At 62.9% G+C, this 15,352-nt stretch carries 13 protein-coding genes; 10 read left to right on the forward strand and 3 right to left on the reverse strand.

Going from position 1 to position 15,352, the window contains the following annotated elements; genetic code table 11:
* The 9 genes from AC3B6A_RS08095 (at nucleotide 1) to rarD (ending at nucleotide 11,771) form a co-directional block, all read left to right on the forward strand.
* Nucleotides 1–1,230, forward strand: coding sequence for an ABC transporter ATP-binding protein (locus tag AC3B6A_RS08095; RefSeq protein WP_488401866.1), 1,230 nt, complete (start codon nucleotides 1–3; stop codon nucleotides 1,228–1,230).
* Nucleotides 1,227–2,960, forward strand: coding sequence for a sulfotransferase family protein (locus tag AC3B6A_RS08100; protein WP_488401868.1), 1,734 nt, complete (start codon nucleotides 1,227–1,229; stop codon nucleotides 2,958–2,960). Before AC3B6A_RS08095 ends, AC3B6A_RS08100 begins: the two co-directional genes overlap by 4 nt.
* 104 nt (nucleotides 2,961–3,064) lie before the next feature.
* Nucleotides 3,065–3,784, forward strand: a complete 720-nt coding sequence (locus tag AC3B6A_RS08105) for a glycosyltransferase (RefSeq protein ID WP_488401869.1) — start codon at nucleotides 3,065–3,067, stop codon at nucleotides 3,782–3,784.
* A complete protein-coding gene (locus tag AC3B6A_RS08110) occupies nucleotides 3,781–5,286 on the forward strand; it encodes a glycosyltransferase family 4 protein (RefSeq protein ID WP_488401871.1) in 1,506 nt (501 codons plus the stop codon). Before AC3B6A_RS08105 ends, AC3B6A_RS08110 begins: the two co-directional genes overlap by 4 nt.
* Entirely contained in the window at nucleotides 5,283–6,500 is a 1,218-nt protein-coding gene (locus AC3B6A_RS08115) for a glycosyltransferase family 2 protein (protein ID WP_488401873.1), read from the forward strand. The genes AC3B6A_RS08110 and AC3B6A_RS08115 overlap by 4 nt, the downstream gene beginning before the upstream one ends.
* A 68-nt stretch (nucleotides 6,501–6,568) precedes the next feature.
* Entirely contained in the window at nucleotides 6,569–7,942 is a 1,374-nt protein-coding gene (locus tag AC3B6A_RS08120; RefSeq protein WP_488401875.1) for a sulfotransferase family protein, read from the forward strand.
* Nucleotides 7,943–8,170: 228 nt separating this feature from the next.
* The gene (rpsA, locus tag AC3B6A_RS08125; protein WP_488401877.1) at nucleotides 8,171–9,853 is read left to right on the forward strand and encodes a 30S ribosomal protein S1; all 1,683 of its coding nucleotides are present in this window, start codon (nucleotides 8,171–8,173) and stop codon (nucleotides 9,851–9,853) included.
* Between the two features lie 140 nt (nucleotides 9,854–9,993).
* Entirely contained in the window at nucleotides 9,994–10,863 is an 870-nt protein-coding gene (locus AC3B6A_RS08130; RefSeq protein WP_488401879.1) for a carboxylate/amino acid/amine transporter, read from the forward strand.
* Nucleotides 10,860–11,771, forward strand: coding sequence for an EamA family transporter RarD (gene rarD / locus AC3B6A_RS08135; RefSeq protein WP_488401881.1), 912 nt, complete (start codon nucleotides 10,860–10,862; stop codon nucleotides 11,769–11,771). The genes AC3B6A_RS08130 and rarD overlap by 4 nt, the downstream gene beginning before the upstream one ends.
* A 35-nt stretch (nucleotides 11,772–11,806) precedes the next feature.
* On the opposite strand, the gene AC3B6A_RS08140 is transcribed toward rarD, so the two are convergent.
* The 3 genes from AC3B6A_RS08140 to AC3B6A_RS08150 all read right to left on the reverse strand — a co-directional run bounded on the left by AC3B6A_RS08140 (nucleotide 11,807) and on the right by AC3B6A_RS08150 (nucleotide 13,719).
* Nucleotides 11,807–12,424, reverse strand: a complete 618-nt coding sequence (locus AC3B6A_RS08140; protein ID WP_488401883.1) for a C40 family peptidase — start codon at nucleotides 12,422–12,424, stop codon at nucleotides 11,807–11,809.
* Between the two features lie 345 nt (nucleotides 12,425–12,769).
* Complete coding sequence (locus tag AC3B6A_RS08145) at nucleotides 12,770–13,177, reverse strand: NUDIX hydrolase (RefSeq protein ID WP_488401884.1); 408 nt, start codon at nucleotides 13,175–13,177, stop codon at nucleotides 12,770–12,772.
* The gene (locus tag AC3B6A_RS08150; RefSeq protein WP_488401886.1) at nucleotides 13,174–13,719 is read right to left on the reverse strand and encodes a dihydrofolate reductase family protein; all 546 of its coding nucleotides are present in this window, start codon (nucleotides 13,717–13,719) and stop codon (nucleotides 13,174–13,176) included. Before AC3B6A_RS08150 ends, AC3B6A_RS08145 begins: the two co-directional genes overlap by 4 nt.
* 251 nt (nucleotides 13,720–13,970) lie before the next feature.
* Here AC3B6A_RS08150 and AC3B6A_RS08155 point away from each other — a divergent pair, with 251 nt between their 5' ends.
* Nucleotides 13,971–15,308 (forward strand): DEAD/DEAH box helicase, encoded by a 1,338-nt coding sequence (locus AC3B6A_RS08155; RefSeq protein ID WP_488403546.1) that lies wholly within the window; start codon nucleotides 13,971–13,973, stop codon nucleotides 15,306–15,308.
* Nucleotides 15,309–15,352: the final 44 nt, after the last annotated feature.

The following is a 15,352-nucleotide window of genomic DNA, read 5'->3' on the forward strand; positions in this document are numbered from 1 at the left end:
ATGGCTGATGATTCGACCTGGGTCATTCGTACTGACCGACTGGGGAAGATGTTCCATATCTTCGAAAGCTCCGGACGGCGTTTCCTGCACGTTCTGTTGGGCGAGCGTTTTGGTTTCCATCGAGAGTTCTGGGCGCTGCGGGAGGTTTCCTTCGAGGTCGCGCGTGGTGAAGTGCTGGGAGTCATCGGGCGCAATGGCAGCGGCAAGTCGACGCTGCTGCAAGTGCTTGCCGGCACCGTCTCGCCCTCTGTTGGCACCGTCTTTCGTAGGGGGCGTATTGCCGCATTGCTGGAATTGGGGACCGGTTTCGATTCGGAGGAAACCGGCCGCAGAAACATTGAGTTCACTGCCCGGCTGCTCGGTTTGAGTGCGGAAGAGCTTGCTGCTCGCCAGGCCTCGATCATCGAGTTTGCTGAAATCGGCGAGTTCATCGATCAACCGGTCAAAACCTACTCCAGCGGTATGGTTGTGCGCCTTGCCTTTGCAATCACGGCCCATGTCGATGCCGATATCGTCATCGTCGATGAAGCGCTGGCGGTCGGCGATGCCCAGTTCCAGTTCAAATGCCTGAGCCGCCTGGATCAACTTCTTCAACGAGGAGTGACGATTGTCCTGGTTTCCCATGACCTGCAGTTGATAAAGGCTTACTGCAACCGAGTCATCTACCTGAAGGAGGGGCTTGTCCAGTTCGACGGGGATTGCGAAACCGGTTGTGAGCTTTATCTACGAGACACTACGCCAGCCAGCAGCAAACCCTTGGCGAGCCCGCCGGAGCCTCGTCGAGACGGCCCGGCTATCGGTACTGGGCATGGCTGTATCCAGTCCGTGGCGTTGGTTGGCGAGGGAGCCGAGCGTGGCTATTTCATCAGTGGCGAGCGCGTTGGCCTGGAGGTGAGTGTCCGGCTGTTCCAGCCCGCACGTTGTCCCAGAATCACCCTGGTACTGCGCGATGTGCGCGGCTACAACCTGTATGCAGTCAACAATAGCCAGTTGGGGGTTGCGCTGGCTGCAGGTGACGATGGCCTGATTCGTGTGCGCTTCAGTTTTGTAGCTGACCTGCAGGATGGCGATTATGCGTTGACTCTCCGTCTGGACGATGCCCTGTCGGAGAAGGTTCAGGTGCTGCTGGACAAGCGGGTGGGCGCTACTCCCTTCCGGGTGGAAAGCCCATTGAAGCGCTTCGATGCGGTGGTGAACCTGCATGGTTCGGTCGAGGCGCTACCAGCATGAACCAGGACGTCCGTTCAGAAAGTCAGCCGGGAGTGCCAGTCACAATTGTCTTCGTCATCCATGGCGGCGCGCTGGAGGCCAAGTCGGCAGTTCTGGCTGCTTCGTTGCGCGCGAGGCTAGGCTTTGATCGCAGGCTGCGCATCGTCGCGGCGGTGGCCAAGCCAGATCACCTTTGGGGAGCCTTGAGCCCTTCGACGGAACAGTTGCTTGCGCGCCTGGAGATTGAATGCCAGCCGATCGAGAATCCCTTCGGCACCGGCTACCCCATCGGCAACAAGTTCGCTGCGCTGGCGCTGGGTGGCTCTGACGGCCACTGCCTGTTCCTCGACAGCGACATGTATTGTCGGGCTGTTCCGGACCTCGCCTATCTGCAACGGCACGAGGCCGCTCTGAAACCAGCCGATCTCGCGCTGGTGCCGGTCTCGGCGAGCTACTGGGAGCGCTTGTATGCGCTGGTGGGGTTGGCGCTGCCCGAGGCGCGGGTATTGGCCAGCCTGTCGGGCGACCTCATGCCGCCCTATTTCAATGCCGGTTTCATCTGGGTGCGCGGGGCTGCCGAGTTCGCACAACTATGGCTGCAGATTGCCCGTGAGATCGAGGCAGCCGCCGAGATCGACCACAAGTGGCCGTGGCTGGATCAATTGGCATTGCCGCTGGCTTTGGCTCATCTGCCGCGGCGCACGGAAGTACTGGGCGAGCGCTACAACTATCCGCTGCACTGTAAGCCGCTGGCTGCTGGTAACGACCCTTGCTTCTGTCACTACCATGATCCCGAGGTTCTGGCCCGCGAGCCGGCGCTGCTGCAGGACCTGCAAACGCTGCAATCGAGATGGCCCGAACTGGCCCGGACACTCGAGGCGAATCCGGCATGGCGCCAACTCCGCCGCGATATGAGTGCGGTGTTGGGTGCCGCCGGGGGAGCGCAGGAGACCGCCAGCCAGGCCACGGATCTCCTCATCACCGGGTTGCCCAGGAGTGGAACCAGTTTTCTCTGCCGGCTACTGTCCGAACGCCGGCAGACCGTGGTCATCAATGAGCCTTCGCAAATCTTCCAGAGCCTGATCCGGGAGCCGGAGCCCTGGGGGATTCCGCGCTTTTATGCGGAGCTGCGGAGGGAAATCCTGGCTGGACGGCCGGTACTGAACAAGCATGTCGACGGACGTCTGGTCGACGATACGGCGCACCAGCAGGACGTTGCATTGCCATACCTGGTTTCCTCACCTGAGGCGGGATTCACGCTGGGAACCAAGAATACCCTGGCTTACCTGGTCCGCTTGCCGGCTCTGCTGCGGGTGATGCCGAAGGCGCAGGTCATCGCGCTGGTACGCCATCCCTACGACTGCCTCGCCTCCTGGGCGTCGACCTTCGAGCACTTGCGCGATGCCGATCTGGCGTCCCAGCCGCTGGGTAATCCCGACGACCCCGAGCTCAGCGAGCGGGAGCGCGGGATGCTCCGGAATATCTCCGATCTTGGCAATCCTGCGTTGCGGCGAGCCCTCTGGTGGCGCTTCCTGGTCATCCGGTTGCTGGAGGCGGGGCCGCGGGTGCGCTGGTTGCGGTACGAGGACCTGATCGTCGCTCCCGAGGCGATGACTGAGCTGTTGTTGACCCAGGAGCCGCTGCCGACCATGGCACCTGTCTCCTGGCGGAAGGAGTTGCCGCCTCCGGAGCGCGATCTGGTCGCTGGCGTGTTGTGCGATGTGGCCGAGCGGCTGCAATACATTCTGTGAGTGATGTTTCCATGCCAAATAGCAACGCAGGAGCTTCTGCAGACCAGCGAGATGGGCTTGCCCTGTCACCTGGAGAGAGTGGCGCCGGTCAGGTTTCGGTGGTGATGACCTTCCATGCCGAAGGCGGCATCGCGCACTGGGCTCTGCTGGGATTCGAGCGGATGCGCATTGCGGCAGAGCGCGAAGGGCTGCAGGTACAACTGATTGCCGTCTTGGATCGAGCGGATGCTCGCACCCGGCGGATGGTGGCATCGCATCCGGTATTACGTGGCAGCGATCGGCTGCTGAGCTCGAAGTATGGCGATCCCGGCATGGCGAGAAATCACGGTATCGAGCAATCGTCCGGCGAGTGGATAGGCATTCTGGATGGCGATGACTATTGCTCCGCGAACTGGATAGCCGAGTCTGTCCGGGTATTGCGCAGCCGGGAACGGGTCGTGGTGCATCCCGACTACCTGCTGACCTTTGGCGGCTGCTGGGAACTGACGCGGCAGACCGATCAACTGACCGGCGCCGGTAGTCTGGAGACCTGCTTCAAGCACCACCTTTGGGCGTCCACGGTCTTCGCCCATCGGACGTTGTTCGACCAGTGCCGCTATCGGCAGGCCGACATGGAATACAACGGCTTTGGCTATGAGGACTGGGACTGGAGCCTGTGTGTGCTGGCCGCTGGATACCAGCACACGATTGCCTCCGGAACCGCGCTCTTCTACCGGCGCAAGGCTGTGGGCTCGCGTCAGAGTCTGGGGCTGCAGCAGCAGGTCGTGGTACGGCCGGGTTCGTTCTTTGCGGCCGATCTGTGGAATCAGCGGGGCATGAAATGAAGTTGAGAGTCGATGGCATGCTCGCCCGTGTTGCATGGCAAGGGTATTTTTCGTTGACGCAAGTCTTGCGTCGGTGTCTGAGCGAGCACCAGATGCAGCGATTTGTCCGCTTCTGTCGCCGGGTTCGCCGCCATTATTTCCTGGACGCCCCCATTGGTGCACAGCCTGTGCAGGGTGGGGCGCAAGAGGTGCTCGATATTCATCCCAGGGCGGCGTCGCCCGTGGTTCCTGATTGGATTGCCGACGAGTTGCGCGAGCTGGCGCTCATCGAGCCGACCTTGTACCCCACTCCGAAATTGCTGGCCCGGTATCACGCCTGGCAGCCGGTCGAGGACACCTATGCGGCGTGCCTTTACCGACAACTGGTCGCCGACTTCGTCGAAAGCCAGCCGCAGGTGATCTTCCTCATTCCGCACATGATGCGTGGCGGTGCCGATCTGGGCGTTCTTCATCATGTCCGGCTGTGCGGAGAGCTGGGATGGCGAGTGACCGTGGTGGTGACGCGTGACGTACCATCTCCCTGGCTACATCGGTTGCCGGACAATGCCCGAGTCGTCGAGTACGGTCGCATTGCGCGAGAGGCTTCGGAGGAGGACCGGCGCCTGGTGCTTTTGCGGCTGTTGCTGCAGTCGCCCGCAACCACTATCCATCTCATCAACTCGCAGTTGGGTTGGCAGTTGTTCGACGGTTTCGGCAAGGCTCTGCTCAGCAGCGGCAAGTCGCTGTACGCCAGCCTTTACTGCGACGACTTCGATCGCAATGGCATGCGTTGCGGGTACGCCACCGATTACGTGCCAACCAGCAGCGCCTACCTGACTGGAATCATTACCGACAATCAGCGGTTCAAACACGAAATCCAGCGGCGTGATGGCGTGCCTGCAAAGAATCTGCACGCCTTGTACTTCCCCTATACAGGGGCCATCAGCGAACCTTCTCCGAACGGTGCGCGGGTGCTCTGGGCCGGGCGCCTGGCTGCGCAGAAACGTCCCGAACTGCTCTACGCCATAGCGGCGTCGGCTCCGGACATCGGTTTCGATGTCTTTGGCGACGCGGCACCAGAGTGCGATGCCGGGCTGCTGCAGCGCTTGCGGGCATTGCCGAACGTTCGAATGGCTGGGGCTTTCGATGACTTCTGGAGCATCGCCCTGGCCGGTGGTTACGCGGCTTTTCTCTATACCTCCGCCTATGACGGATTGCCCAACGTCCTGCTGGAGGCTGCGGCGGCAGGGCTTCCCATCGTGACTCCCGACGTGGGCGGGGTTGCCGAACTGGTGTCCGATGCTCGCGGATATCTGTTGCCGGCCGATGCTGGGGCGCCGCGTTTTGTCCAGGCCCTGCGGGAAATTCTCGCTGATGCCGAGAGTGCCCGTCTGAAGGCGGCAGATGCTCAGGCTATGGTTCTGCAACGACACTCCTGGCAGGCGTTCAAGGCCGGCCTCCTGGCCATTCCCGGATATGCTCCGCGAAATGCCGTCACAACGGCTGAAGTCGAGCGTCCATGATGCGTCTTCACTCCGGGATTCGTCGGTTGGGTCGGTCAGTCCTGTTCCGGTTCATGCACCAATGCTCACGATTACCGGTGCTGGCGCGAGGGGCAAGGGGGGCGCGCTGGGACCCCCGCCTGCCTCTTATCAGTGTGGTGGTGCCTTGCCACAACCATGGTCGATTCCTGCTGGACACCCTGCGCAGTCTGCATTCGCAGACGCTGCGGGACTTCGAGGTCATAGTGGTGGATGACGGCTCGACGGATCGACGAACCCTGCATCTGCTGGCGCTGCTCAAGCGGATGACCGCCATACGCCTGTTACGCCAGCCCAATGCCGGGCCGGGGGCCGCGCGCAATCTGGGCATTCGACATGCGGGGGGTCGCTATATCTGTTGCCTGGATTCCGATGACTGCCTGGCCGACTCTTATCTGGAGAAGTGCGCCATGGTGCTCGAAAGTGACCTTGGCGTACGCCTGGTGCATGGCTGGATCGAGTTCTTTGGCGGCGGGAGTGGTGTCTGGCACACCTTTGATCTGCATCCGGGCCTGCTGCGCTTCGTCAATCACCTGGGCGTCTCCGCCGTGTTCCATCGGGATGATTGGGTCCGTGTTGCCGGGTTCAGCGAAGACCGTGGGCTGCTATACGAGGACTGGGATTTCTGGATGCGTATGGCCAGCCTGGGCATTCGGGGTGCGGTGCTCAAGGAGCCGATGTTGCTTTACCGGAAGCACGGTGAGTCACGGCTAGGGCTCGCCAGACGCAATGTCAGGCAAATCAAATGCATGCTGCGTCGGGCTCATCCTCGTCTGTTTCACGATGCCTCCTGGCGGAGAGGTCTGACGGCTGGCCAGCAGTGCAGACCAACCGACAACCCGTTCTGCAATCTGTCGCGCCCCTCCCAGTATCGATGGCCTCCACAGGGTGTCCTCGCCCTGTATCTGGGAGCGGATAGTCAGAACGAGGACGTTGCACTTGAGGTGCTGGTGGCGCGCCTTGGTGGCCGTTCGCTGCACGTGTTGTCGGAGTCCAGGCGGAAGTTGCCGGAGTGGCTCGACGCCATTGCCGATGTGGTTTACCGGCTGCCGGAACTGATGGACAGGTCGCAGTTCGCCCAGTTCTACGAAAACTACTTGAACACTCGCCCGGTCGTCGATCAATGGATATTGCCGAGCCGGCGAAGGCGAGGGCTGGAGGCTTCGCCGGGCAAACAGGTCGGGGTGGTCCGGTGAGGCGACTGGTGATAACCCTCGGTATGCACCGCTCAGGTACGAGCCTGCTTTCTGCAGCACTGGAGGGAATGGGTGTCGACTACGGTAGTGAGCTGATAGGACCGGCTCCCGACAATCCCAAGGGGTTCTGGGAGGATCGGGCTGTGGTGGAACTCAATGAGCGCATGTATCAGGCATTGGGGGCGACGTCCTCGACATTGGGGGTGGACTGCACGCGGATGTCGTCTGGTACCCGGTGGCGTTTCCAACTGCAAATCGCCCGCTGGCTGAAGTCACGGCTACGGGGCGAGGGGCTATTCGGTCTGAAGGATCCGCGTCTGCCACGTTTGATGGATATATGGGGGCCGGTGCTGGATCGCCTGAAGATCGACTACTGGCTGTTGATTCCCCTGCGAAACCCGCTCAGTGTGGCGGCATCGCTGACTACCCGGGATGGCTTTTCGACCAGCAAGGGCCTGCTGCTCTGGTATGAGCACATGGTGCGGGCACTGCAATTCGCTGGCGGCAAGCGATTCGTGGTCGTCGACTATGACCGGTTCCTCGAGCAGCCGGCGATGGCTCTGGGCGAAGTGGCGGCATGGCTGGGTCTGCAGCCCGCCCCGCAGATGCTGGAACGGTTCAGGAGTCAGGTGTTCGACCCCGGATTGCGCCACGCTGCCTACGATCCGGAGGCGCTGGAGCAGCATCCGGACAGCTTCCCGGACCTTGTGCGCCTGCATCGGATTCTGCTCGCCTTAAGTGTCGACCAGGCTCGTAACCATGAGCGACTCCTGCCTGGCGATATCGAGCGGCTTGATGGACGGTTTGCCGATCTCTGGCCAGTCCTCCGGCAATGTGGCCAGTGGGACATGGAACTCTGGACGACCGGCCAGTTCTGCCAGCACCAAGAGGTGCGTTTGCGGCAATGTAGTGAGGATCGGTTGCGTCGAGAGGCGGAACTGACTGAGTGGATTTCGACGCTCGAACACACCATTCGACAGGAACAGGCTGGACGTGCGGAAACCGAAAGCTGGCTCCGCCAGGTTGAGAGCAACTACCGGGAGCATGCGGCGTGGATTTCGACGCTCGAACACACCATTCGACAGGAGCAGGCTGGACGTGCGGAAGCCGAAAGCTGGCTCCGCCAGGTTGAGAGCAACTGCCGGGAGCAGGCGGCGTGGATTTCGATGCTCGAACACACCGTTCGGCAGGAGCAGGCCGGGCGTGCGGAAGCTGAAAGCTGGTTCCGCCTGGCCGAAAGTGGCTGGCAGGAGAAATTGCAGGCGTCACAGATGCATGCACAAGACCTGGTGCAGGAACTGCAGGCCCTTCGGCATCATGCCGACAGTTTAGGCTTCCAACTGGATCAGATGTTCGAGAGTCGCTCCTGGCGCCTGACTGCCCCGTTGCGGCGCTGTGTGGAGTGGTGGGGAAGCGTCCGTGCGTCGTTCAGCTCCAATTGACGCAGCAGTGGAGCGTTGCTAACATTCCAGACCTTGTATCGGGAGGGTTCCGTCTATATTAAGCGGAGCGTTCCCTTGAAATCTGAATGTGGAGTACCCGTTTCGGCGGGTGCAACAGGGGGCCGGCAGGATACCAGTCTTGATCCTGCGGGCTTCTTTTTCATCACTTGACCGTGTCTGCTGGTGACGCGGAATCGGGCCTACAGGCCTTTGACTACAGGTATAGACATGAGCGAAAGCTTCGCAGAACTCTTTGAAGAAAGTCTGAAATCCCTCGACATGCAGCCGGGTGCAATCATCACCGGCATCGTGGTCGACATCGATGGTGACTGGGTCACCGTCCATGCCGGCCTCAAGTCCGAGGGCGTCATCCCGGTCGAGCAGTTCTACAACGAACAGGGCGAGCTGACCATCAATGTGGGTGACGAAGTCCACGTTGCGCTGGACGCGGTAGAAGATGGCTTCGGTGAAACCAAGCTGTCCCGCGAGAAAGCCAAGCGTGCCGAGAGCTGGATTGTTCTGGAAGCTGCTTTCTCTGCCGACGAAGTGGTCAAGGGCGTCATCAACGGCAAGGTCAAGGGTGGCTTCACCGTCGACGTCAACGGCATCCGCGCGTTCCTGCCGGGTTCGCTGGTCGACGTGCGTCCGGTACGCGACACCACTCACCTGGAAGGCAAAGAGCTCGAGTTCAAGGTCATCAAGCTGGACCAGAAGCGCAACAACGTTGTCGTTTCCCGCCGCAGCGTCCTGGAAGCCGAGAACAGCGCCGAGCGCGAAGCTCTGCTGGAATCCCTGCAGGAAGGCCAGCAGGTCAAAGGTATCGTCAAGAACCTCACCGACTACGGTGCGTTCGTTGACCTGGGCGGCGTCGATGGTCTGCTGCACATCACCGACATGGCCTGGAAGCGCATCAAGCATCCGTCGGAAATCGTCAACGTTGGCGACGAGATCGATGTCAAGGTTCTGAAGTTCGACCGCGAGCGCAACCGCGTCTCCCTGGGCCTGAAGCAACTGGGCGAAGACCCATGGGTTGCCATCAAGGCTCGTTACCCGGAAGGCACCCGCGTTACCGCGCGCGTCACCAACCTCACCGACTACGGCTGCTTCGCCGAGCTGGAAGAGGGCGTGGAAGGCCTGGTACACGTCTCCGAAATGGACTGGACCAACAAGAACATCCACCCGTCGAAAGTCGTTCAGGTTGGCGACGAAGTGGAAGTTCAGGTTCTGGACATCGACGAAGAGCGTCGTCGTATCTCCCTGGGCATCAAGCAGTGCAAGTCCAACCCGTGGGAAGACTTCTCCGGCCGCTTCAACAAGGGCGACAAGATCTCCGGCACCATCAAGTCGATCACCGATTTCGGTATCTTCATCGGCCTGGAAGGTGGCATCGACGGTCTGGTTCACCTGTCCGACATCTCCTGGAACGAAGTCGGCGAAGAAGCCGTTCGCCGCTTCAAGAAGGGCGACGAGCTGGAAACCGTCATCCTCTCCGTTGATCCGGAGCGTGAGCGCATCTCCCTGGGCATCAAGCAGCTGGAAGACGATCCGTTCTCCAACTACGCCTCGATGCACGAGAAGGGCACCATCGTTCGCGGCACCGTGAAGGAAGTTGACGCCAAGGGCGCTGTCATCAGCCTGGGCGGCGAAATCGAAGGCATCCTGAAAGCCTCCGAAATCAGCCGTGACCGCGTTGAAGACGCTCGCAACGTTCTGAAGGAAGGCGAAGAAGTCGAAGCCAAGATCATCAGCATCGACCGCAAGAGCCGCGTCATTTCCCTCTCCATCAAGTCCAAGGACGTTGATGACGAGAAGGATGCGATGAAAGAACTGCGTAGCAAGCAAGACGCAGAAAGCACTGGTCCGACCACCATCGGTGACCTGATCCGTGCTCAGATGGAGAACCAGGGCTAATCCCTGCTTCCTCATCCAAGGAAAAGGGCGACTTCGGTCGCCCTTTTTCGTTTCTGCCTTTCGCAGGCGGCGGGCGCGCAGCACTTTCTCTGATGTGAGACAGGCGTTATGGTGCTTGCCCCGTTCCGGTCGCGCCACTCATGCCATACCTGCTTTTCGTTACCGTCCTCTGGGCGTTCTCCTTCAGTCTGATCGGCGAGTACCTCGCTGGGCAGGTCGACAGCTATTTCGCGGTGCTGACCCGTGTCGTGCTCGCTGGCCTGGTGTTTCTGCCGCTGACCCGCTGGCGCGGGGTGCATCCTCGCTTCGTCGCGGGGGTGATGCTGGCGGGGGCGCTGCAGTTCGGCATCACCTACGTCTGCCTCTACCAGAGTTTCCGTGTGCTCACGGTGCCCGAGGTGCTGCTGTTCACCGTGCTGACGCCATTGCACGTGGCGCTGATCGACGATGCGCTGAATCGACGCTTCAACGCCTGGGCCTTGCTGGCTGCCGTGGTGGCGGTACTGGGCGCCGCGATCATCCGCTACGACGGCGTCAGTGGCGACTATATCGAGGGCTTCCTACTGCTGCAGCTGGCCAACGCCACCTTCGCCGCCGGCCAGGTGCTGTACAAGCATCTGGTGCAGCGCTATCCCTCGGATATCCCGCAGTTCCGCCGCTTCGGCTACTTCTTCGTCGGCGCGCTGCTGATCGCGTTGCCGGGCTGGTTGCTGTTCGGCAATCCGCAGAAGTTGCCGACCACCCAGGTGCAATGGGGCGTGCTGGTGTGGATGGGCCTGCTGGCCACCGCGCTGGGGCAGTTCTGGTGGAACAAGGGTGGCACCCTGGTGGATGCCGGCACCCTGGCGGTTATGAATAACCTGCATGTGCCGGTGGGGCTGCTGATCAACCTGCTGATCTGGAACGAGCAGGCCGATCTGCCGCGCCTGGCGCTGGGCGGCGCGGTGATCGTCGCCTCCCTCGGCGTCAACCGCCTGGGCCTGCGCCGTCAGCGGGAGATTCACGCATGAATATCTCCGGACGCGGCGTGGCGCTGTCCCTGGCGTCGTCTTTGTTGTTCGTGACCCTGCCGGGCTATATCCATACGCTGGCGCCGCTGACCAGCATCCAGGTGATCGCTCACCGGGTGGTCTGGTCGATTCCCATGGTGTTGCTGCTGGTGTGCTTCACCCGCCAGGGCGGCGTGCTGCGCGGCGCGGGCCGGCGCCTGCTGCGCGAGCCCTGGCTGCTGGCCTGTTTCCCGCTGACGGCGGCGATGATGCTGGTGCAGTGGGGCGTGTTCATCTGGGCGCCCATGGTCGGGCGCACGCTGGAGCTGTCCCTGGGATATTTCCTGCTGCCGCTGACCATGGTGCTCTGCGGCCGGGTGTTCTACGGCGAGCGTCTCACCCCGCTGCAGGCCGTCGCCGTGGCTTTCGCGGTGGCCGGTGTGGCGCATGAACTGTGGCTGACCCGGGCGTTTTCCTGGTTCACCCTGATCACCGCGCTGGGCTATCCGCCGTATTTCATGTTGCGCCGCAGGATGGGCGTGGATTCGCTGTCCGGCTTCGTCTTCGAGATGGCCGTGCTGCTGCCGTTCGCCGTCCTCACGCTGTGGCTGACCGGTAGCGGCCAGGTGCTGGAGGAAGTGCCGCGCTTGTGGACGCTGTTGCCGGTACTGGGGCTGATCAGTGCGCTGGCCTTCGGCGCCATGATGGCCGCCAGCCGGCTGCTGCCCATGGGGCTGTTCGGGATTCTCAGCTACGTCGAGCCGGTGCTGTTGTTCGCGATTGCCGTGCTGTTCCTGGGCGAAGCCTTCCAGCCGGCACAGTTGTGGACCTACGGACCGATCTGGGTGGCGGTGCTGTTGACCGGCTGGGACAGCGCGCGCCTGCTGCGTCGGCAGGCGCGTCGCGATGCCTTCGAGGCGAAAGGCTGAGGGGGCGCTCTCCCGCGAGGGGAGAGCCTTCGCTGTCAGTTGAAGCGGCGGCCGGGCAGATCGGCCTTGGCCAGGGTTTCCGGCAGGACGCGCCTGGCCGCCAGGAAGTGACGCTTCCAGTAGCTGCCGTTGAGGTTCGAGACGCGGACTTTCTCGCCGCGGCGCGGGGCATGGACGAACTGGTTGCCGCCGACGTAGATGCCGACATGGTCGACGTTGCGGCGGTTGTGGATGCGGAAGAACACCAGGTCGCCGGGCCGCAGCTCGCCGCGCGCCACCTTCGGGTTGCTGCGCATGTTGTAGATCGCGCGCGCGGTGCGCGGCAGGTCCACTTCATCGACGTTGCGGTAGACATAGTTGACCAGCCCGCTGCAGTCGAAGCCGCGCTTGGGCGAGGTGCCGCCCCAGCGGTAGGGCGTGCCGATCATGCTGTAGGCGCGCTGGGTGACCTGATGCGCTTCGCTCTTCGCCGGTGCGGCCGGTTTGACCGGCCTGGCGTTGAGGGTCAGCAGGGCGCTGCCCTGGACCGGAACGCGAAGCTCCAGCGGCGCGGGGCGGTAGGTGCGCGTGGTTTGGGTAGAGGCAGTTGCCTCAGTGGCGGCCAAGAAAGTCGCCAAGCCTATGGAAAGGCATGTCAAAAGGGTACTTCGCATTCGGCATGTCTTCTTGCGGGTTGATGTCACCCAGACTCCGCTGGATCGCCGTTGCTCTTCGGCGTGGTTTCCTTTGTCCGCTGATGAATTTCACGCATTTTGAACGAGTTTTCGGGGCAGTTCTTACCGCCCGTCGACTCTGCTGGTCGCCATGTGACTTGCCGTCAGTGCCGTGACATGTGTTCGGACTCGCTAGTCAGCGTTGCGGCTTATAGCGAGAAGCCCTATGGCATGCGGGTTTCGGCTATGACACAGGGGCGCCGCGGCACTGATGGCGCAAGGCCGGGTGGGACGTGGTGTCGCGGGTAGAAAACCGACGAAATGCAGGTTTGCGCAGCCCCGGGATCAACCCAGGTGCTGGAGAAGGGCGGGCAGCACCTGTTCGTGCAGCAGCGGCGCGAGGTTGCGCGGGGTGTCGCTGGCGGTGTCCAGCCAGGCCAGCTCTTCCAGTTCCGCCGCCGGGCTCACCGGATGGGGCAGGGCGGCCACGAAGACCTGCGCGTCGACGCGGGTGTCCGGCTCGTTGGCCGCGTCGGCCTGGAAGCGGCCCAGCGGGGTCAGCAGGTCTTCCGTCAGGCGCAGGTTGAGCTCCTCGTCCAGCTCGCGCAGCAGGGCCTGCACCGAGGTTTCTCCGGGCTCGTGCTTGCCGCCGGGGAGCATGAAGGCGTGGGTGCCGCGCTTGCGCACCAGCAGCAGGCGTCCGCTGGCGTCGAGCAGGCAGGCGGCGGCGATGCTGATCGTGGCGAGGGTCATGGCGAGGGGTTTTCCTTGAGGATCTGGTAACGCAGTTGCACGACGCCACTGGGAAAGCTGCGCTGTTCCAGCAGTTGCAGACGTTGCTCTAGTCCGATGCTGAAGAGCGGAATACCGGCTCCCAGCAGGTGCGGGATGATGCTGACGATCAGTTCGTCGAGCAACCCCGCGGCGAGAAAGTTTCCCGCCAGGCTCCCCCCGCCGACCAGCCAGACGCGCTGGCAGCCCTTTGCCTGCAAGGCGTCCAGGGCTTCGCCCGGCGGACAGTGCATCAGCTCGATCCGCGTGCCCGCCAGGGGAATGTGGTTGGAGCGGGTCATGACCAAGGTTGGCTTGTCCGCGTAGGGCCAGTCGCCCTGGTCCAGGCAGTGCAGGTAGGTGGCGCGCCCCATCAGCAGGCCGTCGATGCCGGCGTAGAAGGCAGCGTAGCCATGGTCGTCGGCGGCGCTGTCATAGCCCAGCAGCCAGCCCACGCTGCCGTCGGGGCGGGCGATGTACCCGTCCAGGCTGGCGGCCACGAAATAGATGAGTGTCGCTGGCACCCTGTTTCTCCGTTGCACGAGGTTCGATCTGAGCATGGCACGGCGGTTGCGGGTTGCCGGTGCGTCTGTCCGATTCCCGCATACGCTGGGCGGTGCGTCGCCGCGGCGTTCGTTGTGCGGTGTGTTCCGGCGGAGTCCGGGGGCGGCCCTTTCCCCCGGCTGTTCGGTCCGGAATGCGGGGCATACCGATAGCGACCGGCGAATAAAACCGGCGCATCGGTTACGCTATGCAGCTATTTGGTCTTTCCGTGATATCGAGGTCTGCCTTGTTCTCCCAATTCGCCCTGCACGAACGCCTGCTCAAGGCGCTCGATTCGTTGTCCTTCTCCGAGCCGACCCCGGTCCAGGCCGCGGCCATCCCGAAGGCCCTGGAGGGACGCGACCTGCGGGTGACGGCGCAGACCGGCAGCGGCAAGACCGCCGCCTTCGTGCTGCCGCTGCTGCACCGCCTGCTCGCCGAGGAGAAGCCCAGGAGCGGCGCCCGCGCGCTGATCCTGCTGCCGACCCGCGAGCTGGCCCAGCAGACCCTCAAGGAAGTCGAGCGCTTCGCCCAGTTCACCTTCATCAAGGCCTGCCTGATCACCGGCGGCGAGGACTTCAAGGTGCAGGGTGCGCGCCTGCGCAAGAACCCGGAAATCATCATCGGCACCCCCGGCCGCCTGAACGAGCAGTTCAACGCCGGCAACCTGCCGCTGAACGACATCGAAGTGCTGGTGCTTGACGAAGCCGACCGCATGCTCGACATGGGCTTCTCCGAGGACGTGCTCAAGCTCGCCGCGCAGTGCCCGGCGCAGCGCCAGACCCTGCTGTTCTCCGCCACCAGCGGCAGCGGCCTGCACGACATGGTCGAGAAAGTGCTGCGCGAGCCGGAGAACCTGCAGCTCAACCGCGTCAGCGAGCTGAACGAGGACGTGCAGCAGCAGGTGATCCTGACCGACGACGTCGCGCACAAGGAAGCCCTGGTGCACTGGCTGATCGGCAACGAGACCTATGACAAGGCGATCATCTTCACCAACACCCGTGTGGCGGCCGATCGTCTTACCGGCCGCCTGATCGCCGCCGGGCACAAGGTCTTCGTCCTGCACGGCGAGAAGGACCAGAAGGATCGCAAGCTGGCCATCGAGCGCCTGAAGCAGGGCGCGGTGAAGGTGCTGGTCGCCACCGACGTGGCCGCCCGCGGCCTGGACGTCGACGGCCTGGACCTGGTGATCAACTTCGACATCCCCCGCCGCGGCGACGAGTACGTGCACCGCATCGGCCGCACCGGCCGCGCCGGCGCTTCCGGCACCGCGATCTCGCTGGTCGGCCATGGCGACTGGAACCTGATGTCGAGCATCGAGCGCTACCTCAAGCTGCGTTTCGAGCTGCGCGTCATCAAGGAGCTGAAGGGCACCTACAAGGGGCCGAAGAAGGTCAAGGCATCCGGCAAGGCCGCCGGCACCAAGAAGAAAAAGGACGATGCGAAGAAAACCGCCAGCAAGGCGCCGGCGAAGAAGAAGCCGGCCGCCAGGCCGAAGGCCAGCCCGTCCGCTGTGGTAAGCCAGGACGGCCTGGCGCCGCTCAAGCGCCGGAAGCCGGCGGCGGAGTAACTTCCGCGCCACCCGAAACGCCTCCCCTGACCGGGAGGCGTTTT

It is taken from the genome of Pseudomonas sp. B12(2026) (assembly GCF_057767015.1).

Excerpts from the sequence above, each read along its gene's own strand:
- AC3B6A_RS08095 (WP_488401866.1), top strand. The coding sequence starts at position 1 with ATGGCTGATGATTCGACCTGGGTCATTCGTACTGACCGACTGGGGAAG.
- AC3B6A_RS08145 (WP_488401884.1), bottom strand. The coding sequence starts at position 13,177 with ATGACCCTCGCCACGATCAGCATCGCCGCCGCCTGCCTGCTCGACGCC.
- AC3B6A_RS08105 (WP_488401869.1), top strand. The coding sequence starts at position 3,065 with ATGACCTTCCATGCCGAAGGCGGCATCGCGCACTGGGCTCTGCTGGGA.
- AC3B6A_RS08100 (WP_488401868.1), top strand. The coding sequence starts at position 1,227 with ATGAACCAGGACGTCCGTTCAGAAAGTCAGCCGGGAGTGCCAGTCACA.
- AC3B6A_RS08115 (WP_488401873.1), top strand. The coding sequence starts at position 5,283 with ATGATGCGTCTTCACTCCGGGATTCGTCGGTTGGGTCGGTCAGTCCTG.
- AC3B6A_RS08130 (WP_488401879.1), top strand. The coding sequence starts at position 9,994 with ATGCCATACCTGCTTTTCGTTACCGTCCTCTGGGCGTTCTCCTTCAGT.
- rarD (WP_488401881.1), top strand. The coding sequence starts at position 10,860 with ATGAATATCTCCGGACGCGGCGTGGCGCTGTCCCTGGCGTCGTCTTTG.
- AC3B6A_RS08140 (WP_488401883.1), bottom strand. The coding sequence starts at position 12,424 with ATGCGAAGTACCCTTTTGACATGCCTTTCCATAGGCTTGGCGACTTTC.
- AC3B6A_RS08110 (WP_488401871.1), top strand. The coding sequence starts at position 3,781 with ATGAAGTTGAGAGTCGATGGCATGCTCGCCCGTGTTGCATGGCAAGGG.
- rpsA (WP_488401877.1), top strand. The coding sequence starts at position 8,171 with ATGAGCGAAAGCTTCGCAGAACTCTTTGAAGAAAGTCTGAAATCCCTC.
- AC3B6A_RS08120 (WP_488401875.1), top strand. The coding sequence starts at position 6,569 with ATGGGTGTCGACTACGGTAGTGAGCTGATAGGACCGGCTCCCGACAAT.